Genomic DNA, 19,966 nt, shown 5'->3' with positions numbered 1-19,966 from the left:
ATAGTCATTCCTCCGTAGCTGAGTAGATGTATCGGTAGCGTTGCGCTTTTCTTCGTTCAATTGTACTGTATGACCACATTAAGTCAATCGGTCATTTGGTCATTTTCTAAAGGATCATCATGTCGCCTCGCGAAGCACCATCGACGAAAGACAAACATGAGGCAATTCTGACGGCTGCCTTTTCCCTGTTTGGGCACTACGGCTATCGTCGTACGTCTATTGACGATATTGCGCAGGAGGCAGGAATCGCAAAAGGAACCGTGTATTTGTATTTCAAGAGTAAAGAAGAGATTTTTCGCGCACTCGCCCAGCAACTCATCGACAAGATGCTCGCGGCAAGCGAAACCGCACAGGCAGCGGCGCATAATGTACCAGAGCAGCTTCGTGGGATACTCGATGCCAAGTTTGGGTACTTCTTCGAGTTACTCCACGCTTCAGCTCATGTCCGTGAGATCCTCGATGCAAAGAACCAACTTTGTACCGACCTGTTTGCTCAAGCCGATCGACGTTATCAACGCCTGTTAGCGCAAACGATTGCCGAAGCCGAGAAAAGAGGGGAGCTACACGTGGCACGGATAGGATTGGAGCCAGAAGCCGCAGCCGAATTACTCACACGGAGTGCGTCTGGCCTTGGCACCTACAGCACAACCGCACCGACTCTACCAGCATTTCGTCGTCATCTTGATGCATTGGTCCGCGTATTTGTGGTTGGATTAGGCGGGCAGATTCCGTCGTAATCGCGGTTCATATCTCGCGCCGTCTCCCACCTCCACAGGGGCACAGCGCGCCACGCCCTTACAGCGACAGGGCGCCAGACTAAGGAATACTGGTGATAACTGCATCACTCCGACTTGAGAAATTTCCGATCAAGCTCTACGATAATCCACCCCCAAGTCGTGCCGCTTTCCAATTTTAGCGGGATGTGCAACGGGTCAGCAGACACCCATAGCGTGGTCTCTTGTGGCAGAATGTTCTCGTTTGTGTCTTTGTCTAGCGAATACACTTCAGGCTGCAACCGTAGGGCAGCACGTTTCTTGCCATCGACCTCTATGGTTTCTTTGCCCACCACTTGCGCAACAAACCGATAGTGTCCTCGACCGGTAAACACTTGGGTTTCAATCGACGTTCCCGAAACGAGTTCACGACTTCGTAACAGATAGAGTGCAGAAATCGGGTCATACACCTTACCGGCAGGGAGAGACTGTTCTCGTACTCGATTCTTTCTCTTCACACTACCGATCAATGCCTTTGTCGTGGGATCATAGCGTACGCTGTATTCACGCCGTCGATCTCCTTCGCGCGAGAGTAAGAGAAAAGACAGCGGCGAGTAATCACCCAAACCAAAGGTGGCATCCGCACTGTCTCGTCTTTTATAGAGCAAATCGACCCACTCACTGGTCCGCGCTTTCCCACTAAAACGAAAGACCTCACGTCCATCGCTCAGTTTCTCTTTCCGTAATTGTACATCTCCGCCACCGGCATCGAGTTGATTAAAGGTAGCAGAAAATCTCAGGGTCTCTCCTTGGGCAAAGATCGATGGGGGTAAAACTGGTTTCGGTTGTGCGGGGGTGGCTTTCTGAGGAACTTTTCGCTTAACCGGCTGGCGCCGCACTGGCTGGTTAACAGCCAAGGCTGCCTCACTCGCCAATCCTATACACAGAGCGAAAACAACAAAGATGGACAGACAACGTATGCGCACCATGAGGGTACTATACTGAGCAAAGGTTGAAGGGGATAGGGCAGAAAAAAAGGGTAAGTGGCTGGTGCCACCTACCCCCTTGCGAGAGAAACAGGGATCCTACTTTACGCCGGGAACACTGGGGACGCTCGGGGTCTTCATCCCACTTGTAGCGGTATCCAGCGCTTTGTCTTTCACCGTATCCACAACTTTATCTTTTACTGCATCTTTCGCTTCGCCTGTCACTGTTTCGGTCACACTCGGAGTGTTGACAGTAGTTGCAGGCTTCGCCTCGACCTTAGCTGGAGCAGCTGAGGTCTCATTCTTGGCTAGGTGCGTACTCGGCTCTATCTCTTTTGTTTCGCTCGTTACAGGAGAGGTTGCATCCTTTGCCATAGGCTCAACCGTCTTCACTTCCTGTGTCTCAGTGGAGGGCGCGGTGGCGGTTGCGTCTGTCGTCATCGGCTCGGCGGGTTTGACTTCTACTGCTGCTGCGACCTCGTCCTTCTTCTCAACAGCCGTGACCGCTTCGTTGCTCTGATTGCTATTGAGAGCAAGGATTGGGTAGGTTGCTCCTGCGATCAACAGCGCGGCAGCGGCAATAGTGAGAGTACGGTTCATTTTCACATGCTCCTTTGTATGGTCTCTGAAGGGGTCATGTCTTCAGAGGTTGGGGTTGCTCATGCTACTAACGGTTAACTTTTTTACTTTCCTCAACTCGGCGCCTGGAGAAAGAAACATAGGGCAAAGAAAAAGGTTGCACCGCTCGTATACAAACGAGTGCTCGTACTTCTTCCCTCGGAGAGGTCCCCTTGGTACGATAGCGCAGAAAAGAGAACTGCATGCGACGCATCCGTGATCTACGCAAATACGGCCTACCAGACACTTTGCTCCAAATCTGGGAACAGCAACAAGGTGAGTTTTTGCTTCCGGTGCAAGAAGTAGCTGTGCAACGCTATGACCTTTTCGAAGGACGCAGCCTGGTCATTTCTTCGCCCACGTCTTCCGGGAAGACCTTCGTCGGTGAGATGGCAGCAATGCGGGCCACCTTCGCTGGTAAACGAGTGCTCTACCTCACGCCACTCCGTGCCCTCGCTGAGGAAAAGTATCAGACGTTCCAAGCGCGGTACAGTGCCTACGGAGTCAAAGTCGTTGTCGCAACGCGAGACCGACGAGAGTTCGACCGCGACATCGAACAAGGAGATTTTCACCTCGCCGTACTTGTCTACGAAAAGCTCTCCCAACTATTAGTGAGGCACCCTCATCTTCTACGCACAGTTGCGCTCGTCGTAGTCGATGAAATACAAATGTTGGGAGATCCTGAACGTGGTCCTGGTCTTGAGCTTTCTCTCACGAAATTACTGCGCTCGACACCACGACCACAGGTGCTTGGCCTATCTGCCGTGCTCCGAGAAGCGCAGCAGGTTGCAGACTGGTTAGAAGCAGATTTGTTATTTCAGGATGAGCGTCCAGTCGAGCTCTATCGTGGAGTTTTGTTGGACGGTCGCTTTCGTTACAAGACCTACAACTCAGGGGAAGAAGGTGAAGAGCAACTAGCGTCGACCGATTCTGAAGATCCTCGCGACATTCTTTTTGCCAATGTCAAACATCTCCTTGAAAAGGGTGAACAAATCCTGATTTTTCTGAAAGGGCGACGTGACGCAGTGCAGTGCGCACTGGCATTAGCCGAGCAGGCGCAACTTCCCCCTGCGCAAGAGGCTTTGGCTGCACTTGAAACACTAGAGGAGACCGCATTGAAAGTGCAGCTTCGGACAGCCTTCTCTGGGGGCGTAGCGTTTCATCACGCTGATCTCACGCCGGAGGAACGCACGATAGTAGAAACCCACTATCGGAGTGGCCAACTTCGAGTGATTGCGTGCACCTCGACGCTCGCCTTCGGGGTCAATCTTCCTGCGTCAACGGTTTTTCTTGAAGCAGTCAAATGGGACAGCGACCGACGGACAGGAGCAGCCATCGAAGTGCCACTTTCATGGGCGGAGTATGAAAATATTTCTGGTCGTGCTGGCCGACTCGGATTGCGTGAAGAATTCGGGCGTTCGATCTTAATTGCCACCAATCAGTTCCAAGCTGACTTATTATGGCGCGGGTATGTCACCGGAGAGCACGAGCAGTTTGCCCCTGCTCCTGGACAGGAAGGATTCGCAGACCGGGTACTCAACGTCATCGCTTCAAAGATCTGCACCAGCAAAGACGAGTTACGGGAATTTTTTTCGCTCACGTATCTTGGGTTTCAGCAACGGAAGCAGAAGGAGGCCTTTGCCTCCGAGTTAGAGAAAGCACTCGATGCGCTTGCGAAAGTGCAACTCGTGACTGTGCGAGACACAGGCCAGATTGAAGCAACGACCCTGGGCGAAGCGGCAGCGCGCAAGGGAATTCGAGCAGCTACGGCCGTCAAACTTGCTCGCTTCTTCGATTCGTCGCGCGGACGACAGGTCGCGGATTTGGAGCTTCTTCATCTCTTAAGTCTGACCGATGACGGTAAACGCGTACATCTTCCCTTGTCGATAGCTGAACATCGTGGACGTGTATACGAAAGTAAGTTGAACGAGTGGGCTCAGGATCAGAGCGGGGACTTTGGCGACGACTTTAAGCATATGCTCCATGCAAAGATGCTTCCAACAACACAGGAAGTGCGCTCAGCAAAACTGTCGTTGTTGTTGATGGGTTGGATCAAAGGGCAAGAGCTTTCAGGCTTGGAGAATAATTATCAATGCTATGCAGGAACCATCAAAGCACAAACTGAGGAAGTGAGCTGGTTAGCCGAGGCGGCAGCCGAAGTTGCTGACGTCATGGGTTGGTCTCCGAGTCAGCAAATGAGCAATCTCGCCGAACGGATACGGCTCGGGGTTGATGCTGATGGCTTGACTCTTGCGCGCGCCAATTTGCCAGGCATCGGCCGTGAGGAAATTCGAGCTCTGGTCTCCGCCGGTTTTGACTCTGTCTCCGCGTTACGTGACGCTTCACCTGAAGTGTTAGCACGATATCTGACAACGGAACAAATCGGGGCACTACAAGGATCAAAACTCTAGGAGTTGAGAACTGAGAAGGACCAACATGACAGACACCATGCCCCACGACAGGTTCGCGTCAGCATTCAGCACTCTCGCAACTGAAGGTGTACCCGCCGAGCTTCTTTCTTCCCTCTCTGTGGCAACTGCAAACGCCGTACGTCATCCGCAGGGCGAAATTGAAGTCTTTCTCTCTAATGGACATCGCATTGTCGAGCGCTCGCCTTATGGTTCACTGACGTTTTTCCTTCCATCGACATATTCACAACTTGTTTCTCAGCGTCTGGCAACGTTTGACCGATATGGTCGTCTACTTTTGCTATTGTATCGCGATGCGGCTGGGAGGCTCACCCGATTCAAAGCCCGCGGACTCGATAGTCGTTTTTTAGGTGTAGAGCGTCGCACGACAAACCACATTGGCTGGGGCATGTCGGACAGTGTGTCGCTTCTTGAGGGAGAGACTGGCTTCACGGTTGCGCACCCGTTGACCTTTTTCCGCTCCGTAGCGTACGAAGACCTCGATGCACTGCCACCACTCGATGATCCCGTGCGTCTGCCATTGGGCGCAGGATCTACGCTCCTCAACGTGCTCGCGTTACTCGCCCATGATCAAGGAAAAGCAATTTTGCGCTATCGAGGCCCCTACCCAACCGAACGGCTGTTCGCGACCTTGAGCGAGTCCTTCCGTTATCGTGGGGAACCAGGAGCCATGCGTGAGCGTTTTGCTCAAGGTGCGGAGGAAACAGCAGTCCAACTTGCTATGAAAGAAGCGCCGGTTGATTGGGAGCCACTCCCCCACGAACGCTTTTTCCCTGCAGTACACACCTGTGTCCAACTCCGCAACGGCGTGGAGAAAGTGTACGACCGTGGGCGTGTCTACTATCGTCCAGATTTGGCCGGCAGTGCGTATGCGATTCGCACATCGCCAAGTGAGGAACAACCCCCGCGTTACATTGCGGGTTTGGCGCTGCTCGGCCAAGCAATCGAAGACCACCTGGTTCTTGATGCACATGGGGAAGTCCTTGAACGTCCGACGGTCCAAACGTACGCAATCCTTCGAGGCCCGTTTCAACTCTCGGATGATTGGAAAGCGCTCTTGGTACGCCTGATCGCTGCTGAAAGTGCCGCAATGCTGCATTCAGCGCTGTGGCCAGTCGTCGATGAATTAACACTGGAATGGGAATCGCTGCACAGTGAGTTATGGTCACAGTCGGGTAATACGATTGCTTTGCACGCAGGGATGGTCACCGTCTATCGTCGTGCCTTGGCGCAGATTAAAAGTGCTGGCGAAGGGCTGTTGCTTGCTGCGCGTTTCACGTCCGAGTTATCGCGATTAATTGGCCCGCTGGTTCGCGCTCGGGCCCAAGAACGGCTCGCTGGCCTGTCTTCTGAGGCTCAACAGATCTCCCTTTTCTTTACCTCTTCTGCCCCACAAGGGTTGTCCGATAACGAGTTGCGGGCGTTTCTGACTCGGCTTGCGTTAGGAGAAGAACTGCCAAAGGTAGAGGCTGTATAGCCAACCTCTCATATTCATACTCAAGGAAGTGATTTATGCCAAATCTCACATCAATGGGACAAGTGGTGGGTGCATTACTGAAAGAGAAAAAACACACAATTGCGGTCGCCGAATCCTCGGCTGGGGGATTGATTTCTGCCGCGCTGCTCGCGGTTCCTGGAGCATCGGCTTATTTTCTTGCTGGAGGTGTGATCTACACACACGATGCCCGGCGGGCATTGTTAAGCGTTCCTGATGATGCGCTTAGCGGCATTCGCGCCAGTACCGAGGAATATGCGCTCCGGTTAGCACGCGCAGTGAGAGAACGGCTCGGAACAACATGGGGCTTGAGTGAGACTGGAGCGACTGGTCCCACCGGCAATCGTTACGGTGATGCCGCCGGTCACGCGTGCATAGCTATTGCCGGGCCGCTTGAGCAAACGCTGACCATCGAAACCCGTCATGGCAATCGCGAGTTGAATATGTGGTCGTTTACCCAGGCGGCGTTGGAATTGTTAGAAAATTGTATTAGGAGAAGTGCATAAATTAGGAGGCGGCAATGACTATGCATTGGATTCTCCCTGGAGTTATCTCTATTGGATTGATGATGTGTGCCCCCACTGGCGCGACGGCACAAATTTCCTTTGGGGTTGGTGGCTCGAACGTTGAATCTGAGGAGTCAACCATACCGTTTAGAATCCAGCTCAAAGGGATCATTAACGGAGACCATGAAAAGAGTATTTTAGGCGTGGTGACCCTCGAAATCAGTGCGTATCAAGGTAACTACGATCTTGACGTCACTGAGGCAAAGGCACTGGATGACGCGCGGATTACCTCCTACTCGATTTTGCAAAAGTATACGAATGGGAAACGCAATATCACCCTGAGCGGACCAGAACATATGCTCTCGAAGATCGGTCAAGCTACCCCAGGAACACCGCTCACGATTACGGGATATTTACGACAACGTTCGGGAACATTGCAGTTGATCAGAGTAGAAGCTCCGGTGGCAGAAGGTGAGGAGAAGACACCCGAGGAACAGTCTTCGGCAAAGTAGTCTACGTGTGGCCTTCGGGGCACTGCACGTTGTGCCCCTGTCGGTTACCTTAAGTGACCGGCTACAAATCAATCGGCAATTGCAGATACTCGCGATAAATGAAGTCGCGATGCTCAAATAAAATCGGTTTGGCAGCCGCTTGAATAAGCGGATCAGTATTGGTGTACAGCGTGCGAAACGGCGCTGGCATCGGACACTGCTCATGGGGCAAAGGTTGAATAAGCGCGGTAAATGTCGCTGAATAGATATCCAACGCTGACAACTGATTGCCAATATAGAATGAACTTCCCTTTGTGCGCTGTTGTTCCAGTCGCGTGACCAGGAAGCCGATGATCGCGGCACACCGCGCGGCTGCGCTTGCGGCTTCTGGTGCATTGTAGCCGTACTTATCGCCAATATACTGGGAAAATGCACGACTTTTCTCGTCAACATTCGGGTTCGATAACGTGGGATGGACTAACATCAGGCGCTTCGACCAACCGAAACCATGCTCTCCACACAGTTCGTTACAATAACCGAACATCAATGACCGATCTTCAATATTTGTGGGAATGAGCAGAGGATTCGGTTGCAAGCGTTCGGCCAGATATAACTGTTGAATCCATGTCGAGCGTGGCGGTTCATCGTCCCACGCAAAGACGGGCGCCGTCGCTTGCGCGGTCCACTCGACGAGGGCGCGATTTTCACCGCCAATATCCTGACGCACACGCACGTACGGAATCTTCTTCACATAGAGAATGCCTTTTGCTGCTTCGCTCCAAGGACCGGGGACACCTGGAGACAATACTACGCGCAACCCTGAGAGCTTCCGAGCTTCTTCAACACTAATATATGTTGCCATCGAAATCTTCCTCCTCCATTAACGCATACCTTCCTTCCCAGTTCCTGGCGAGTAGTAGTACATGATGGTGATCGTTCGTTCTTTAAAAAGCCACTGTCCGCCTTCCTTGATCAGTGCGTCGTCATAACGGCCAGTGATTATCTGAACTTGCCCCTGCGCGTCCTTTGCCTCCGAGTCAAAATACGTTGAGGACGTTGCCGTATTCTTGTTTACCGTTATGCAGGGTTCAAAAAGTTTATGCCGCATGTAGTGAAATTCACGCGGGCGTTGTTCAAAGAATCGCTGATACCAGGAATGGATGGTCTCTCGTCCGTTATGCTTTTGGCCGTTCTCAAATGACACAGAAAAATCGGCCTGTCGATGGAACAGCGAACTCAGTTCCTCCAAGTTGCTACTGTCAAGCGCAAAACAGTAGCGACTCAGTACTTGCCGAACCCCTTCATAATCTTCAGCCGTCGCAGTTAATTTCGCCGCGGGCGATTTGCCAGTAGGAGCCACACTTGTACGTCGCATGGCCGGGCGTTTCGCGGGAGTGGCTTTCCGAATCATTTTTACCTTTTTGACCTGTCTCTGGGTTGCCATTCCGGTATTCTCCTCTATAGTTAGTTGTCCCGGGCGGTAGTTGACAGCGCTACGGCGATTCTCAACTGGTAGTGAGGCGTTGTCAAGTGAAGTGACACCGCAGACGTAAAGTTTCTCAGTCGTAGCGAACGCCCGCTACAATGTGTCCCCTTTTGGCAGGATATCGTTATGCAATTCCCCTCGCGTACGGGGCTTCGCGAAATTCTTCGTCTCGCGCTACCGATGATCGCATCGATGGCTTCGGCGACGATTGCGAGCTTTATTGATACTTGGATTATTGCTCTTCTTGGCACCAACGAGATGGCCGCGGGTATGCCAGCAGGAGTCATCGCTTACACGACGACAGCGCTGCCGCTCGGCATTGCGCAGTGTGTGAGTACGTTTACCGCCCAATCCCTTGGTCGACGCAACTCACAAGAGGGATCAGCATATACCTGGCAGGGCCTGTACTTGAGCCTTATCGTTGGGGTGGGCTGTTTCGTGCTTTGGCCGGTTGCACCACTGTTCTTCGCTCAATTTGGCCACGACCCTGAAATTGTTGCACTCGAAGTCGCGTATTTTCAGGTTCGGCTATGGGGGATTGGGCTTGGAGTCGCGATTGGTGCGCTCAATGGCTTCTTTTACGGCTTGCACCGGCCTGCGGTACCATTAGTTGCAATGATCGTTGACAACATCGCTAATGTGGTGCTGTGCTATGTGTTGGTATTCGGCAAGTTTGGGTTTCCCGCGCTTGGCTTTATTGGCGCAGCTTGGGCGTTCGTCCTGTCATTTGTTTTCCAGTTCGCTATCTTGCTGGGCGCATTTCTCTCGACTGGATGTCACACGGAGTTTTCTACCCGTAGTACGTGGCGCTTGTCCTGGCCCCGCTTTCGTCAATTGGTGCGGATTGGTTGGCCTGCCGGTGCACAGCAGGCACTCGATGTGTTGAGCTGGGGTGTCTTGATTATTCTTATGGTCGGACGCTTTGGTCGGGAACAGTTGGCCGCAAGCAACATTGCAATTCAGTACACGACCATCGCCTTCTTGCCGGGAATTGGCTTGGGCCAAGCATTAACCGCACTGGTAGGAAAGTACATCGGCGAACAGAAACCAGACGTAGCCATCCAGCGGGTCTACGAAGGTCTCTTCTTGGCGATGACTTACATGACGTTCGTCGGATTGTTGTATTTTCTGTTTCCGAGTGCGCTGCTGTCGGTGTTTACCAGCGACCAAGAAGTTATTCGCGCCGGAAGCGCGATCTTTCTCTGTGTCGCATTCTTTCAGTTTTTCGACGCAATGAACGTGGCCTTTGCTGGAGCATTACGTGGTGCCGGAGACACGCACGGCGTTGCATGGATTACCGTGGTACTGTTGGCGACGGTCTTTGCTCCGCTGAGCTTAAGCGCGGTCGCATACACCAATCTGGAGTCGCTCGGTCCCTGGCTCGCCGGAACGATTTATACCGTTCTACTGGGTCTTGCGTTGTGGCGACGGTTCGCGCGCGGGAAATGGCTGGAGATCGATATTTTCACCGCGGAAAGCGGCAAAAAGAGTGAAGCACTACAGGTGAAGAGTGAAGAGCTGCCGGTCGTTCACTCGTAACTCTTCACTCAATTCTTCACTCTTCATTCTTACCCACTGCGCCCTACGCTGCGCTCTGCACCGGCTCTGGAGCACGAATGCCGAGCGTAGCCAATCGGGCCGTCGTCCGCTCATTGAGCAAACCGACTCGGGTCATGTTGCCCCACAAAGCCGCATGGAAGTCTTTCTTAAAGAACTTGCGGAAGAATTCGTATTCGTTCTTTTTGGCAACTTCATGACGGAGCGTGCGAATATCTTCGACTTCTGCCTTGCTGAAACCAACAGCTTCATAGGCTTCTCTCGGAAATTGCCCGCCTAAAAGCCCAGCCGCGGCATCACAAGCAAAATCTTCAACCTCGACTCGCTCTTTTTCAGACAACTCGGCGATTTGTTCAGGAAGACTCAACATACCAAAACCCATGTGGCGAGACTCATCCGATAGAATACGCCGACAAATTTGGCTAATCAGCGGATCCTGGCTATGCTGTTCCAACATACGGAAGAGCGAAACAGCGAGTGTCTCAGCGACAAGCTGCGTACCGACGGTTTTCAGATACCACTGGGGCATCGACAAAATACGATCGAATAGGTTGCGCAGACTCGACGTAAGTGGATAGGTGACACGGACTTTATCAAGCAAGTAGCGAGTCAAGACTTCAGAGTGACGCGCTTCATCGACCACTTGTGTCGACATAAAGAATTTCGCGTCGATGGTTGGAACCGAATTGACTATTTGGCTACACACAAGCATGGCAAATTCTTCACCATACATGAGTTGACTGATACGCCAAGCCGAGAAATGCCGGTTCATCTCAACCTGCTCTTTTGGCGTCATTTTGTTCCAGTACTTTGTACCGTAGATATCTACTAGGCCGTCAGGAAGAATACCAGCATCTGGATTCACCTCACGGGACCACTCGATGTCAACAGAAGCGTTCCACTGGTCACGCTTAGCTTTCTCGTACAGGCTGCGCATATCAGGCTCTTGCACGGCAACGTCTTGCGTGAACACGGCGTCGACTGAAGCGGAAATTGTGTGACTATTCGGCGACAAAGTGGGCATGAAAAGCTCCTCGGATATTCGAATTGCTAGACGACAGTTACCACTATCCAACCGTTATTTTGTTGTCAAGTCAAACTCAGTCTGTAACACAATACCACAACTTTTTATGGATTGACTCCTGAGTTAACATTCGTGAGAGTACCGCGCGTGAGGTGTGTATGAAAAGAGCATTTCTTCAGGTTATTCCCGCTTTACTCTACGTGCTATCTAGTGTGTCCGTCGGTTGTGACCGACCAAATAAAGAACCGGCTCCAGATATCAATGCCTTCGATCAGAGTCATGAGGTCCAAAGGGAGTTAGATACCCAAGCGCAACAAACGCTGGAAATGATGAAGCAGCAGCAAGTCGATCAAACAATGGAATCAATCAATAACCATAACGAACGGCAATCGTTTTCCCCTCCGCCAGCAGTAGGCGGGGAATAGACGTCCAGGTCGCTGGATCTCTCCTAAGACGATTGTGGTTTCTTCAACGCTGCCTCTTGGGCGAGAGTATCGAGCACCTCGCGCATGGTCCAGCCATGTTCGCCACGCGTAGGGAAACGCTCGGTTAAGCGCAGCCGACCAACGGCAGCAAGTGTGTCCTGCGTACCGCGTGCCATGACCGACGAGAACCCAAAATGTTCAAGGGTTTCTGCGAGTTCTGCCATTTCGTCAGCCCGTCGTGCAGCATGCATAGGATACGATGGCACTAGCCATTCCAGTGCTTCCATGACGCCGGGTAATAAGGCCTTGTAGCGGTGCAGCAACTCATCAAGAAACCCGAACTCCGCGCCAGCAGCTGTCAATTCGTAGAGGAGCGCGGCGAGTCCTTTATTGAGACCAGAAAATGTCATCTTAAAGGCCGACGCCTGACCGATCCGATCGCCAAGAATATGGGTACGAAGTGATTTTCCTAGCTGTGTTTCAAACGTCGCGGCTTCCGAACCACTGATATAGAACGTACACCGACCACGAACATTACTCGCTGGACCGATAATGCACGCATCAAGATACGGTGCGCCGCTAGACGCGATCATGTCGCCAACCTCCTGTGCGGTCATTGGCGAAATCGCGTTCGCATCAACAAACAATGGGCGATGGCCGGTTTCACGCACCGCAGTAACAAAGTCCGCAGCCACCGACTTTGCAGCAGTGGGTGGAATAATGGAGAGGACGATAGCGGCTTCCGCTACGACTGCCTCCATTGACGGCAACATGGTAATTGCCGCATCGGTGGTCAGACGACGTGTCCGCTCACTTCGTCCAACCAACGTCGTAACAACTGTACATCCATCTTCTAACAATACTCGCCCGACATTGTGTCCCATATCGCCTGGGTACAGAATCGCAACTGGGTGCATGGAGTCCTCACTTCAGCAAACGTGCGCGGATTGTTTCTTTTGAGGAACAGTATTGTCAAGAACGTACGTGGCTCCCCCTCATCCCTAAATTCATCTTCGTAGTGTATGATGTGGCCCCATGACTGATACGGTCAAGGTTTCGCCTCGTTGGTTACGCACTGCGATTGGTCTGGCGGTCGTTGCAATCATAGGCGTAGGGAGTTTTTTTCTCTGGCGTTCCAGTCCTGGATATTCAGTGTACCGCATCAAGCACGCGCTGGAGACCCACGATTACGAGTTGCTTTCTCGGTATGTTGACGTAGATAAGGTATTAGACTACACGCTCGATGAACTTGGTAGTTCCGGCAACGACGGTAAAGAAATTTCATTGGGAGGTTTTCTTGGCAAATTGATGCGGAAAGGGCTGTTCAAGTTACTGACTGGAGAAGCCAGAGAAGTCACAAAAGCAGGGCTCTCGTTGTTTGTCGAACAAGCCGTGAAAGATCCTGATCGCCCACCTCCTGACATCCCTGCCATCGCACCGGTCGCTGCCTGGTGGCTGGCACAGCGAGAGGGAGATACCGCTCGTTTGACATTCGAGACAAAACACGATCAGCCGATCAACGTCACCCTGCAAAGGACCCCTGAAGGAGTCTGGCGGGTAGTAGCCATTTCTAATCTCCAAGTGTTTCTGCCAAAACTCCAAAAGCATCTGGAAGGCCTTTCTCGCAATCCAACACACTCAGAGTGAGGCAATGTCGCACGAGATTTCTGGCACGCTTGTTGTCATCAAAGGGGGCGGAGATGTTGGCTCTGCCGTCGCCCATCTCTTGTTTGGCCATGACTATATTCCAGTGATCGTCGAGAGCGAGACGCCATCAACCACGAGGCGACGCATGGCCTTTGCGGCTGCCGTCTTCGACGGTGAAGCAGAGTTAGAAGGCGTACGTGCAGAGCGGGTTGAATCGCTCGCAGCCCTCAGAGCTTTACTCATCTGGAAAAAAGTCGTTCCCGTGTTTGTGGGCTCCCTGGAAGATGTCCTGCGTGAATTTTCTCCTCCTATCGTCATTGATGCACGCATGCGTAAACGCGACATTCCAGAGACACAGATTGCCCAAGCTCCGTTCACCATTGGGTTGGGGCCAGGTCTTGTCGCGGGTCAGACCGTCCATGTTGTTATCGAAACCAGTCGCGGCCCTACCCTTGGGCAAGTCATCACGGAGGGGCGCACAGAGCCGTACACTGGCGAGCCAATCTCCATTGCCGGGTATAAACGAGAACGATATGCCTATGCCCCTGTTGCTGGCACCTTTCATACGCAACTGGAAATCGGCACCACCGTACATGCCGGCGACCTTCTCGGCCAGGTTGAGAACCATGAGTTACGGGCTCAGGTCGATGGGATTATTCGCGGCATCACCAAAGATGGCATTGAAGTGAAACAAGGAACGAAGGTGGCTGCAGTTGATCCCCGCGGACAAGCCGAGTTTACGACTGGTATCGCAGAACGACCGCGCAAAATTGCCGAGGGTGTCCTCGAAGCGATTCGTCGACGTTAAAGGAGATTCCCATGACACAAAGCAATCCCAAACTGCGCTTTGGTTTGTGGTATGCGTTTCGTAACCCGCCACAGTGGCGGCGTTCGTATCAAGATATCTACAACGACATTCTCGAACAAATTGTGTGGGCAGAAGGGATTGGCTACGATGACGTGTGGCTCACGGAGCATCACTTTGCCGACGATGGCCATGCGCCTTCACCGTTGCCGCAGGCTGCAGCGATTGCCGTGAAGACCAAGAAAATGCGTATTGGGACAGGTGTACTGCTGTTGCCGCTGTACAATCCAGTCCGCATTGCCGAAGATTGTGCAACGATTGATATTCTCTCTGGCGGACGGTTCGAACTCGGCGTTGGTGTGGGGTATCGTGTTGAAGAGTTTAGCGGTCTTGGGATTCCGCGTGAGCAGCGAGGCGGTCGTGCAAATGAAGGCTTAGAAATCATCCGTCGTCTGTGGGAAGGTGAGACAGTCACATTCAAGGGCAAGTACTTTCAAATCGAGAACACCAAGCTCACGCCTGAGCCCGTACAAAAACCACGTCCACCATTGTGGGTCGGAGGTTTCGCTGGCGCAGCAGTGAAACGAGCGGCACGTTACGGAGATGGCTATATTGGGACCGGCGATATGAAAGCGCCGTATCAAGCCTATTTGCAAGAATTGCGAGCACTAGGCAAAGATACCTCGAACCCCAAGCTCGCCGGTGGTCACTTTTGGTTAATCGTCGCGAATGATCCAGAAAAAAGCTGGCACGAGATTGCGCCGCATGTGCGCTATCAGATCAATGTCTATAATGAGTGGCTCACCAAAGCCGGGCAATCGTTATTTCCCCATATGCCAGATGACGCCGCGCTCAAAGCCAGCGGCATTCTCAACATCGTCACGCCGGAAGCAGCCGTAAAAATGATTAAAGACTACGTCGCCGAAGTGCCGATTCAACGCTACTACACGTGGACGCTACCGCCAGGGTATCCGGCGAAGAAGATGAATGAGCACCTGGAACTCTTCGCAACCAAGGTCATGCCTCATTTTCGCTAGGATTCCAGCGCTCGGCACTCTTATTGTCCTGCCGTGTTTCCGACTTCGCGTATTGTGCCCTGTGAGAAGATACTGACCTCGGCAAATACGCCATAGTGGTCCGATGGCCACAACGTCTGACCATTCGGAAGCTGCCGGGGAGCATCTAAAAACACCTTGCTCGTGTGTATCTGTTCAGTGGCTGCTTTTTCTGAAATCACAAACAGATAGTCTATGCGGCGAGAGGCGGTCTGGGTTGCGGCAAATGGGCGTTGGTAACACGTAGCCCCAGGAAGGTTCCGGTTTCGCATACGATAGGCGTCGATGAATCCATGTTCCCGTGTGAACATCGCCATCGCTGGAGAATGTTCCGACGCGTTGAAGTCACCCATCACAAGGGCTGGTACGTTCCCACGCATGCGACGGAGTATTTCGACAACATGCTGATGTTGGCACGGATCACCCGAAGTATGGGTCGACGCAACCAGCACTGGTCCCTGCGGTGTACGTACGGTTGCCGCTAACAACACGCGTGGATCAGTCAAGCGACCACAACGCGGTAGATCATGGGTTTCCCAAGCCGTGATAGGAAATCGGCTAATAATAGCGGGCCCTTCGTCGAAGTTCATCAACCAAGAAACAAAGGTATCCACGTACTCGTTGCGAAAAATACGGAAGCTCGCTGGCGCATACACATAGTGAAATCCCAAGGCTGCAGCAAGGCGTGCAGCAGTGTTCCCTCGCCTCCGGCTGCTTGACGCTTCCTGAATGCCAATGATGTCGAGGTGGTGTTTCTGAAATTCTGCTACCACCATCTCCAGGCGATGTTCAAGGTTTTGATCGTCACCCGTTACGCCGGAAAAAACCCCACCATGCAGGAGATTGAATGTCGCCACTTTTATAGGATCAGCACTTAACACCGCGGGACAGAGCAGGGCCACCACCACCGCACTGCATCTCTGCAGGCAAGAAAGGATAGAGGAGACGAGACGCCAGAATAGTTGAGTCATATGTCGCGTGTGTACCCCATTCTGCCCTAGGGGTTATTACAGTTTAAAACAGCCCCGGATGAAATTTACCACTCTTATCTTCCTCTTTGCACTGAGCATTGACCAGCGGATCAGCACTTTCTCCACAGCACGTATCAGAATCACCACAAGTGAACCCGTCATACAGAATACGTGCAGCAGTGTCCTGGCCCCTGAAGGACGGATGGTAACAGTCACAACAGGAGACCTGATTGCTCTTGAATTTATAGATCCAGGGAGCATCACTAAAGTCGAGCCGTACTCCTCGCCCCTTAGTGGCACCACCAACGATTTGTCCACCGACTGTTACTTGTTGTGATCGTTCTCCTTCCGCAAGCGCAGCATACTCAGCGGTGACGGTGGCAAGAATATCGCGGTATACCTTGGCCGTCGTATACGCATCGAGAATCCGTCGCTCTGAACAGGACGACGTCAATGACCCACAAATGCCGTGGTCAAAACCAATGACGGGCCCTCCTCCTGCTGCAGTTTCCCACACATCCTTACATGAAGGCGCACCAACACCGAAGACGCACGAGTCTTTTGATCCGTGGTTGCATAACTGCGACACGCGAATCAGCGCTGCCACACCAACCTTCAAATCAGGAAGCGAGATCAGGATATCAAGCCCTTTGCGAAACTCACGCTCAAATGCGGCTGGCGTCGTGCGGCAATGATTGTTGGGATCTTGGTCTTCCCCTCGTGGGCAACTAGACCGGACCTTCTCAATGGTACCGGCGCAAATGTCATTATGTCCAAGCCAGACCGTCACGTAGCGGAGCCCTGGTTGCGGGGTGAGAAACTGCTTAATTTTTGTCGCCTGCTGCGCAAAATCTTTCAGCATCTGCGCGCCGGACTCAGCATCATTGGGATCAGCGATCCTGATGTCCGCTGCTTGACGGCACTCGATCCGTTCTGCCTGGCTAAACACTCCTTCGCTGCCGCTGCTGCAGTAGTTCGTGCCATGGGTATCTCCAGTGGCCCAGTTGAACGACTCTTGGTCTCGGAAAGGACAGACCGCCGTGCTTTGTGCGTTGAAAGCTTTTGTCGCACTGTCTCCAGCAGTGTCGATGGCAGTGAGTGCCGCGCTGGCCGTGTCAGTACGGGCAATCACAAAATTCTGGATACTCTGTTCCCAAGCGATGGTGGCATCCATCCCTGTCCGCGGAAAATTCAGGAGCCGCTGGCTTTTCCCTATTCCCCGAAGAAATTCCTGCCCCAGGGTTTTGACGACAACCTTCGCATTGGCGAATTCTTGACCGTCTGCCAACGCGCGGACCGTGTGTACTCCGTCGCCGAGGAGATTCCAGTTGACCAGCAGGCCAAACCCGTTGTTCGTATCTCCACAGACCTGGCGTGTATCCTCACGACCAGTGCCGTATGCAGCTTGGAGGCGTATACCATTGAACTCAAGGTCTATGCGCTGCGCCTCACATGCCCACCCAGAGACCACACCAATGCCGCTGTGAAAAGAACCAGGCGCAGGGTTTTCGAGTATGCGTTTGTCACCACCAGCGCTACCGCCACTACTTCCTGACTCACCCTTGAGGACAAAATTTTGCTGACTTTGCTGCCAAATCACGACACTCGGCTGTCCAGACTGGGGAAAGTTATCTAAGCGGAATTCTCCTTGTGCCCCAGTGAGGCATTCCACACCAAGAGTGGTCACCGTAACAGTCGCTACGCCAAACTCCTGACCATCAGCCAAGGCTCGTACGGTATGGGTACCATTTCCGAGCAGGTTCCAATTCACCAAGAGACCAAAGCCGTTATTGTCGTCGTTACAAACAGAACGAGTATCGGCCCGCCCGGTACCGTAGCTCGCTTGCAGCCTGACACCATCAAACTCAATGTCGATTTGCTTGGCATTACAGACCCATCCCGAAATCACCCCGATGCCACTCTGATACGAGGATGACCGCGGATTTTCGAGGACTCCTTGGACTTGCGCCTGGAGCGTGAGAGGAACAACAAACAGGAAGAGGAAAAAGAAAAACCCTACTGCGAGTGAAAATTTTGCTGACACGATACGATTATCTCCCTTCCTTGGGAATCGGATTTGTTGGCTAAAGTCTCTGCGCTTTCTCCCGATACTCAGACCGGGCCACCTTTGGGGGCAGTGTAGTACAAATCAGAGGAGAGTGTCATGTTTGACCTTGGGCTCACCCACGTCGCCTTACCCGTCCGAGACGTTGATGCAAGCATCGCTTTTTACGCACAGTACGCGCGTATGCAAGTCGTCCATCGTCGGACAGACCGCATCTCCGGGTCAGATGTCGCCTGGATTAGTGACCGCACCAGACCGTTTGCTATCGTGCTGGTGCGAACTCGCAAGGTCGATAGCCCACTATTGCCGCTCGCACATCTCGGCGTTGCCTGCGCAAGCCGCACTGATGTTGATGATCTTTGTGATCAAGCGCGCTCTGAAGGGTTCCTGCGTTTAGAGTCACGCGAAGCTGGCTACCCCGTCGGGTATTCAGCGCTGTTGGCTGACCCCGACGGGCATACGCTTGAGTTGTCGTATGGGCAAGAAATCGCGTTGGCAGTTGCCGACGCCGCGTAAGGGCAAGGAAGATGACTCATAGATGGTCGCCCCTAGCTTGTAGGGGGGTGCCATCCAGCTAACACCCATCGTCGCCGAGTGCGGATAATACTCTCGTTATTCAGCTTGAGAGCTACAACAGTCGCTCGACCACACGAAGTGATACCGAGAATCTCTACTCCATTCTCATTCCAACGAAAATGCTCGCTCCTGATTTGCTGACGGGGGTCAAATAAGGCAACGACTTCTCCTGTCTCGGGATCAGGAAATTGCGTTTGGATTCCCTTATCGCCATTGCAGAGAGGGCATGCGAGCCAAAGATTTTCTTCATCAGACTGGCCGCCAGCAGCAAGGGGAAGAATGTGCTCGAGGTGTATCGGCATGCCCGTAATGAGTTGAGACGTGAGACAGTAGCCACAACGAGGCTGAGCGTCTGCTGTTATTTTTTCGCGTCCGCTATCGGGAATATACGGACGCGCCACGAGAAACTACTCTTGCTGTTGGATAGGAACCTGGTAGCCACGTCGCGCAAGCAGTAACCAGGCGTGCGATTGGCGGACGAGCGAACGCCCATATTCACGCATAAGTTCCTGAAGACGAGCGGCACCGTCAGGCGTTATTTCGCTAGCATTCTGGAGGTCAAGAAGACTGTGTAATTCCTCCTGCTGTTGTTCAGGCAGGGTGCGTTTGCTTGCTTGCCACAGAGCAGCATCATCCAGAGCTGACAGATGGGCGAGAACATCAGCTTCATCGGCAGACACGTCCTCAAGAGGCGGGAGGGTGTGGGCCAAGCTTTCTTGAAGGATGTCGGTCAGTGGCCGCTTGGTAGCCTGGGCCAACTTATTGACGGTCCGGTACAAGTCGTCAGGAAGTTCGAAGGTAATTACTTGAGACGCCATCACACACTCCAAAAAATCACTAACTGTTTATTCTTTTGACAGAGTATAGCACGATGGAACGTATTTGACAGGGAGAGGAGTAGATCTCTTTTCATCGAGAACTCTTCGCGAAGATCTGGTTCCCACACGGAGTATTCAGCGACACGGTAAGGCGGTGGCAGGAAACAACTTACCGCAATAGTGATTGACCGGAGTGGAGAGCCTCTGCACAAGAGCAGGGATGAGAGACGAGACCATTGTGTGCTGGCTTCGGTCTAAGTATCGAAGTCTGGTCGAAGAGCTGGATGAACGCGGGCGAC

21 protein-coding genes are annotated in these 19,966 nt (G+C 52.7%); 11 read left to right on the top strand and 10 right to left on the bottom strand.

Features of this window, described 5'->3' with window-relative positions; genetic code table 11:
* Positions 1-119 precede the first annotated feature (119 nt).
* Positions 120-737: a TetR/AcrR family transcriptional regulator gene (locus FJ147_08100; GenBank protein MBM4255845.1), complete on the top strand. Its 618-nt coding sequence runs from the start codon at positions 120-122 to the stop codon at positions 735-737.
* Positions 738-841: 104 nt separating this feature from the next.
* On the opposite strand, the gene FJ147_08095 is transcribed toward FJ147_08100, so the two are convergent.
* The gene (locus FJ147_08095; GenBank protein ID MBM4255844.1) at positions 842-1,702 is read right to left on the bottom strand and encodes a DUF3108 domain-containing protein; all 861 of its coding nucleotides are present in this window, start codon (positions 1,700-1,702) and stop codon (positions 842-844) included.
* A gap of 96 nt (positions 1,703-1,798) precedes the next feature.
* Complete coding sequence (locus tag FJ147_08090) at positions 1,799-2,299, bottom strand: hypothetical protein (GenBank protein ID MBM4255843.1); 501 nt, start codon at positions 2,297-2,299, stop codon at positions 1,799-1,801.
* Between the two features lie 221 nt (positions 2,300-2,520).
* Here FJ147_08090 and FJ147_08085 point away from each other — a divergent pair, with 221 nt between their 5' ends.
* From FJ147_08085 to FJ147_08070, 4 genes are read left to right on the top strand one after another with little or no spacing between them, the layout of a single operon-like run.
* Positions 2,521-4,728 (top strand): DEAD/DEAH box helicase, encoded by a 2,208-nt coding sequence (locus FJ147_08085; GenBank protein ID MBM4255842.1) that lies wholly within the window; start codon positions 2,521-2,523, stop codon positions 4,726-4,728.
* Between the two features lie 25 nt (positions 4,729-4,753).
* A complete protein-coding gene (locus tag FJ147_08080) occupies positions 4,754-6,223 on the top strand; it encodes a hypothetical protein (GenBank protein MBM4255841.1) in 1,470 nt (489 codons plus the stop codon).
* Positions 6,224-6,258: 35 nt separating this feature from the next.
* The gene (locus tag FJ147_08075) at positions 6,259-6,747 is read left to right on the top strand and encodes a CinA family protein (GenBank protein MBM4255840.1); all 489 of its coding nucleotides are present in this window, start codon (positions 6,259-6,261) and stop codon (positions 6,745-6,747) included.
* A 14-nt stretch (positions 6,748-6,761) separates the two neighbouring features.
* Positions 6,762-7,259 carry a hypothetical protein gene (locus tag FJ147_08070; GenBank protein MBM4255839.1) on the top strand — a complete coding sequence of 166 codons (498 nt, stop codon included), beginning with the start codon at positions 6,762-6,764 and terminating at the stop codon, positions 7,257-7,259.
* A 61-nt stretch (positions 7,260-7,320) separates the two neighbouring features.
* On the opposite strand, the gene FJ147_08065 is transcribed toward FJ147_08070, so the two are convergent.
* Both FJ147_08065 and FJ147_08060 read right to left on the bottom strand, forming a co-directional pair.
* Complete coding sequence (locus FJ147_08065) at positions 7,321-8,100, bottom strand: hypothetical protein (GenBank protein MBM4255838.1); 780 nt, start codon at positions 8,098-8,100, stop codon at positions 7,321-7,323.
* A gap of 18 nt (positions 8,101-8,118) precedes the next feature.
* Positions 8,119-8,682 (bottom strand): nuclear transport factor 2 family protein, encoded by a 564-nt coding sequence (locus FJ147_08060; GenBank protein ID MBM4255837.1) that lies wholly within the window; start codon positions 8,680-8,682, stop codon positions 8,119-8,121.
* A 168-nt stretch (positions 8,683-8,850) separates the two neighbouring features.
* Here FJ147_08060 and FJ147_08055 point away from each other — a divergent pair, with 168 nt between their 5' ends.
* Positions 8,851-10,263 carry an MATE family efflux transporter gene (locus FJ147_08055; GenBank protein MBM4255836.1) on the top strand — a complete coding sequence of 471 codons (1,413 nt, stop codon included), beginning with the start codon at positions 8,851-8,853 and terminating at the stop codon, positions 10,261-10,263.
* Between the two features lie 43 nt (positions 10,264-10,306).
* On the opposite strand, the gene FJ147_08050 is transcribed toward FJ147_08055, so the two are convergent.
* Positions 10,307-11,305 carry a diiron oxygenase gene (locus tag FJ147_08050; GenBank protein MBM4255835.1) on the bottom strand — a complete coding sequence of 333 codons (999 nt, stop codon included), beginning with the start codon at positions 11,303-11,305 and terminating at the stop codon, positions 10,307-10,309.
* A 158-nt stretch (positions 11,306-11,463) separates the two neighbouring features.
* Between FJ147_08050 and FJ147_08045 the strand changes: the two genes are divergently transcribed.
* A complete protein-coding gene (locus tag FJ147_08045) occupies positions 11,464-11,730 on the top strand; it encodes a hypothetical protein (protein ID MBM4255834.1) in 267 nt (88 codons plus the stop codon).
* Positions 11,731-11,753: 23 nt separating this feature from the next.
* Here the strand turns inward: FJ147_08045 and FJ147_08040 are convergent, their stop codons facing one another.
* Entirely contained in the window at positions 11,754-12,647 is an 894-nt protein-coding gene (locus FJ147_08040) for an NAD(P)-dependent oxidoreductase (GenBank protein MBM4255833.1), read from the bottom strand.
* A 118-nt stretch (positions 12,648-12,765) separates the two neighbouring features.
* On the opposite strand from FJ147_08040, the gene FJ147_08035 reads away from it, so the two are divergent.
* Genes FJ147_08035 through FJ147_08025 form a run of 3 tightly spaced genes read left to right on the top strand, consistent with a single transcriptional unit; the run spans position 12,766 to position 15,219 of the window.
* Positions 12,766-13,377, top strand: coding sequence for a hypothetical protein (locus FJ147_08035; GenBank protein ID MBM4255832.1), 612 nt, complete (start codon positions 12,766-12,768; stop codon positions 13,375-13,377).
* A 4-nt stretch (positions 13,378-13,381) separates the two neighbouring features.
* Positions 13,382-14,185 (top strand): EF2563 family selenium-dependent molybdenum hydroxylase system protein, encoded by an 804-nt coding sequence (locus FJ147_08030; GenBank protein MBM4255831.1) that lies wholly within the window; start codon positions 13,382-13,384, stop codon positions 14,183-14,185.
* Positions 14,186-14,196: 11 nt separating this feature from the next.
* Positions 14,197-15,219 (top strand): LLM class flavin-dependent oxidoreductase, encoded by a 1,023-nt coding sequence (locus FJ147_08025; GenBank protein MBM4255830.1) that lies wholly within the window; start codon positions 14,197-14,199, stop codon positions 15,217-15,219.
* 20 nt (positions 15,220-15,239) lie between these two features.
* Here FJ147_08025 and FJ147_08020 read toward each other — a convergent pair whose 3' ends face one another.
* Positions 15,240-16,208, bottom strand: coding sequence for a hypothetical protein (locus FJ147_08020; GenBank protein ID MBM4255829.1), 969 nt, complete (start codon positions 16,206-16,208; stop codon positions 15,240-15,242).
* A gap of 43 nt (positions 16,209-16,251) precedes the next feature.
* Positions 16,252-18,252: a hypothetical protein gene (locus tag FJ147_08015; GenBank protein ID MBM4255828.1), complete on the bottom strand. Its 2,001-nt coding sequence runs from the start codon at positions 18,250-18,252 to the stop codon at positions 16,252-16,254.
* Positions 18,253-18,372: 120 nt separating this feature from the next.
* Between FJ147_08015 and FJ147_08010 the strand changes: the two genes are divergently transcribed.
* Positions 18,373-18,789 carry a VOC family protein gene (locus tag FJ147_08010; GenBank protein MBM4255827.1) on the top strand — a complete coding sequence of 139 codons (417 nt, stop codon included), beginning with the start codon at positions 18,373-18,375 and terminating at the stop codon, positions 18,787-18,789.
* 32 nt (positions 18,790-18,821) lie between these two features.
* Here the strand turns inward: FJ147_08010 and FJ147_08005 are convergent, their stop codons facing one another.
* Together FJ147_08005 and FJ147_08000 are read right to left on the bottom strand one after the other, a co-directional pair.
* Positions 18,822-19,250 (bottom strand): HNH endonuclease, encoded by a 429-nt coding sequence (locus tag FJ147_08005; protein ID MBM4255826.1) that lies wholly within the window; start codon positions 19,248-19,250, stop codon positions 18,822-18,824.
* A 6-nt stretch (positions 19,251-19,256) separates the two neighbouring features.
* Positions 19,257-19,667, bottom strand: a complete 411-nt coding sequence (locus tag FJ147_08000) for a hypothetical protein (GenBank protein MBM4255825.1) — start codon at positions 19,665-19,667, stop codon at positions 19,257-19,259.
* Positions 19,668-19,966 lie beyond the last annotated feature (299 nt).

This window comes from Deltaproteobacteria bacterium, assembly GCA_016874775.1.
In the GTDB taxonomy this organism is placed as follows: domain Bacteria; phylum Desulfobacterota; class Binatia; order Bin18; family Bin18; genus VGTJ01.
Note: the sequence above shows the minus strand (reverse complement) of the source record. Positions and strands in the feature narration are given on the sequence as shown.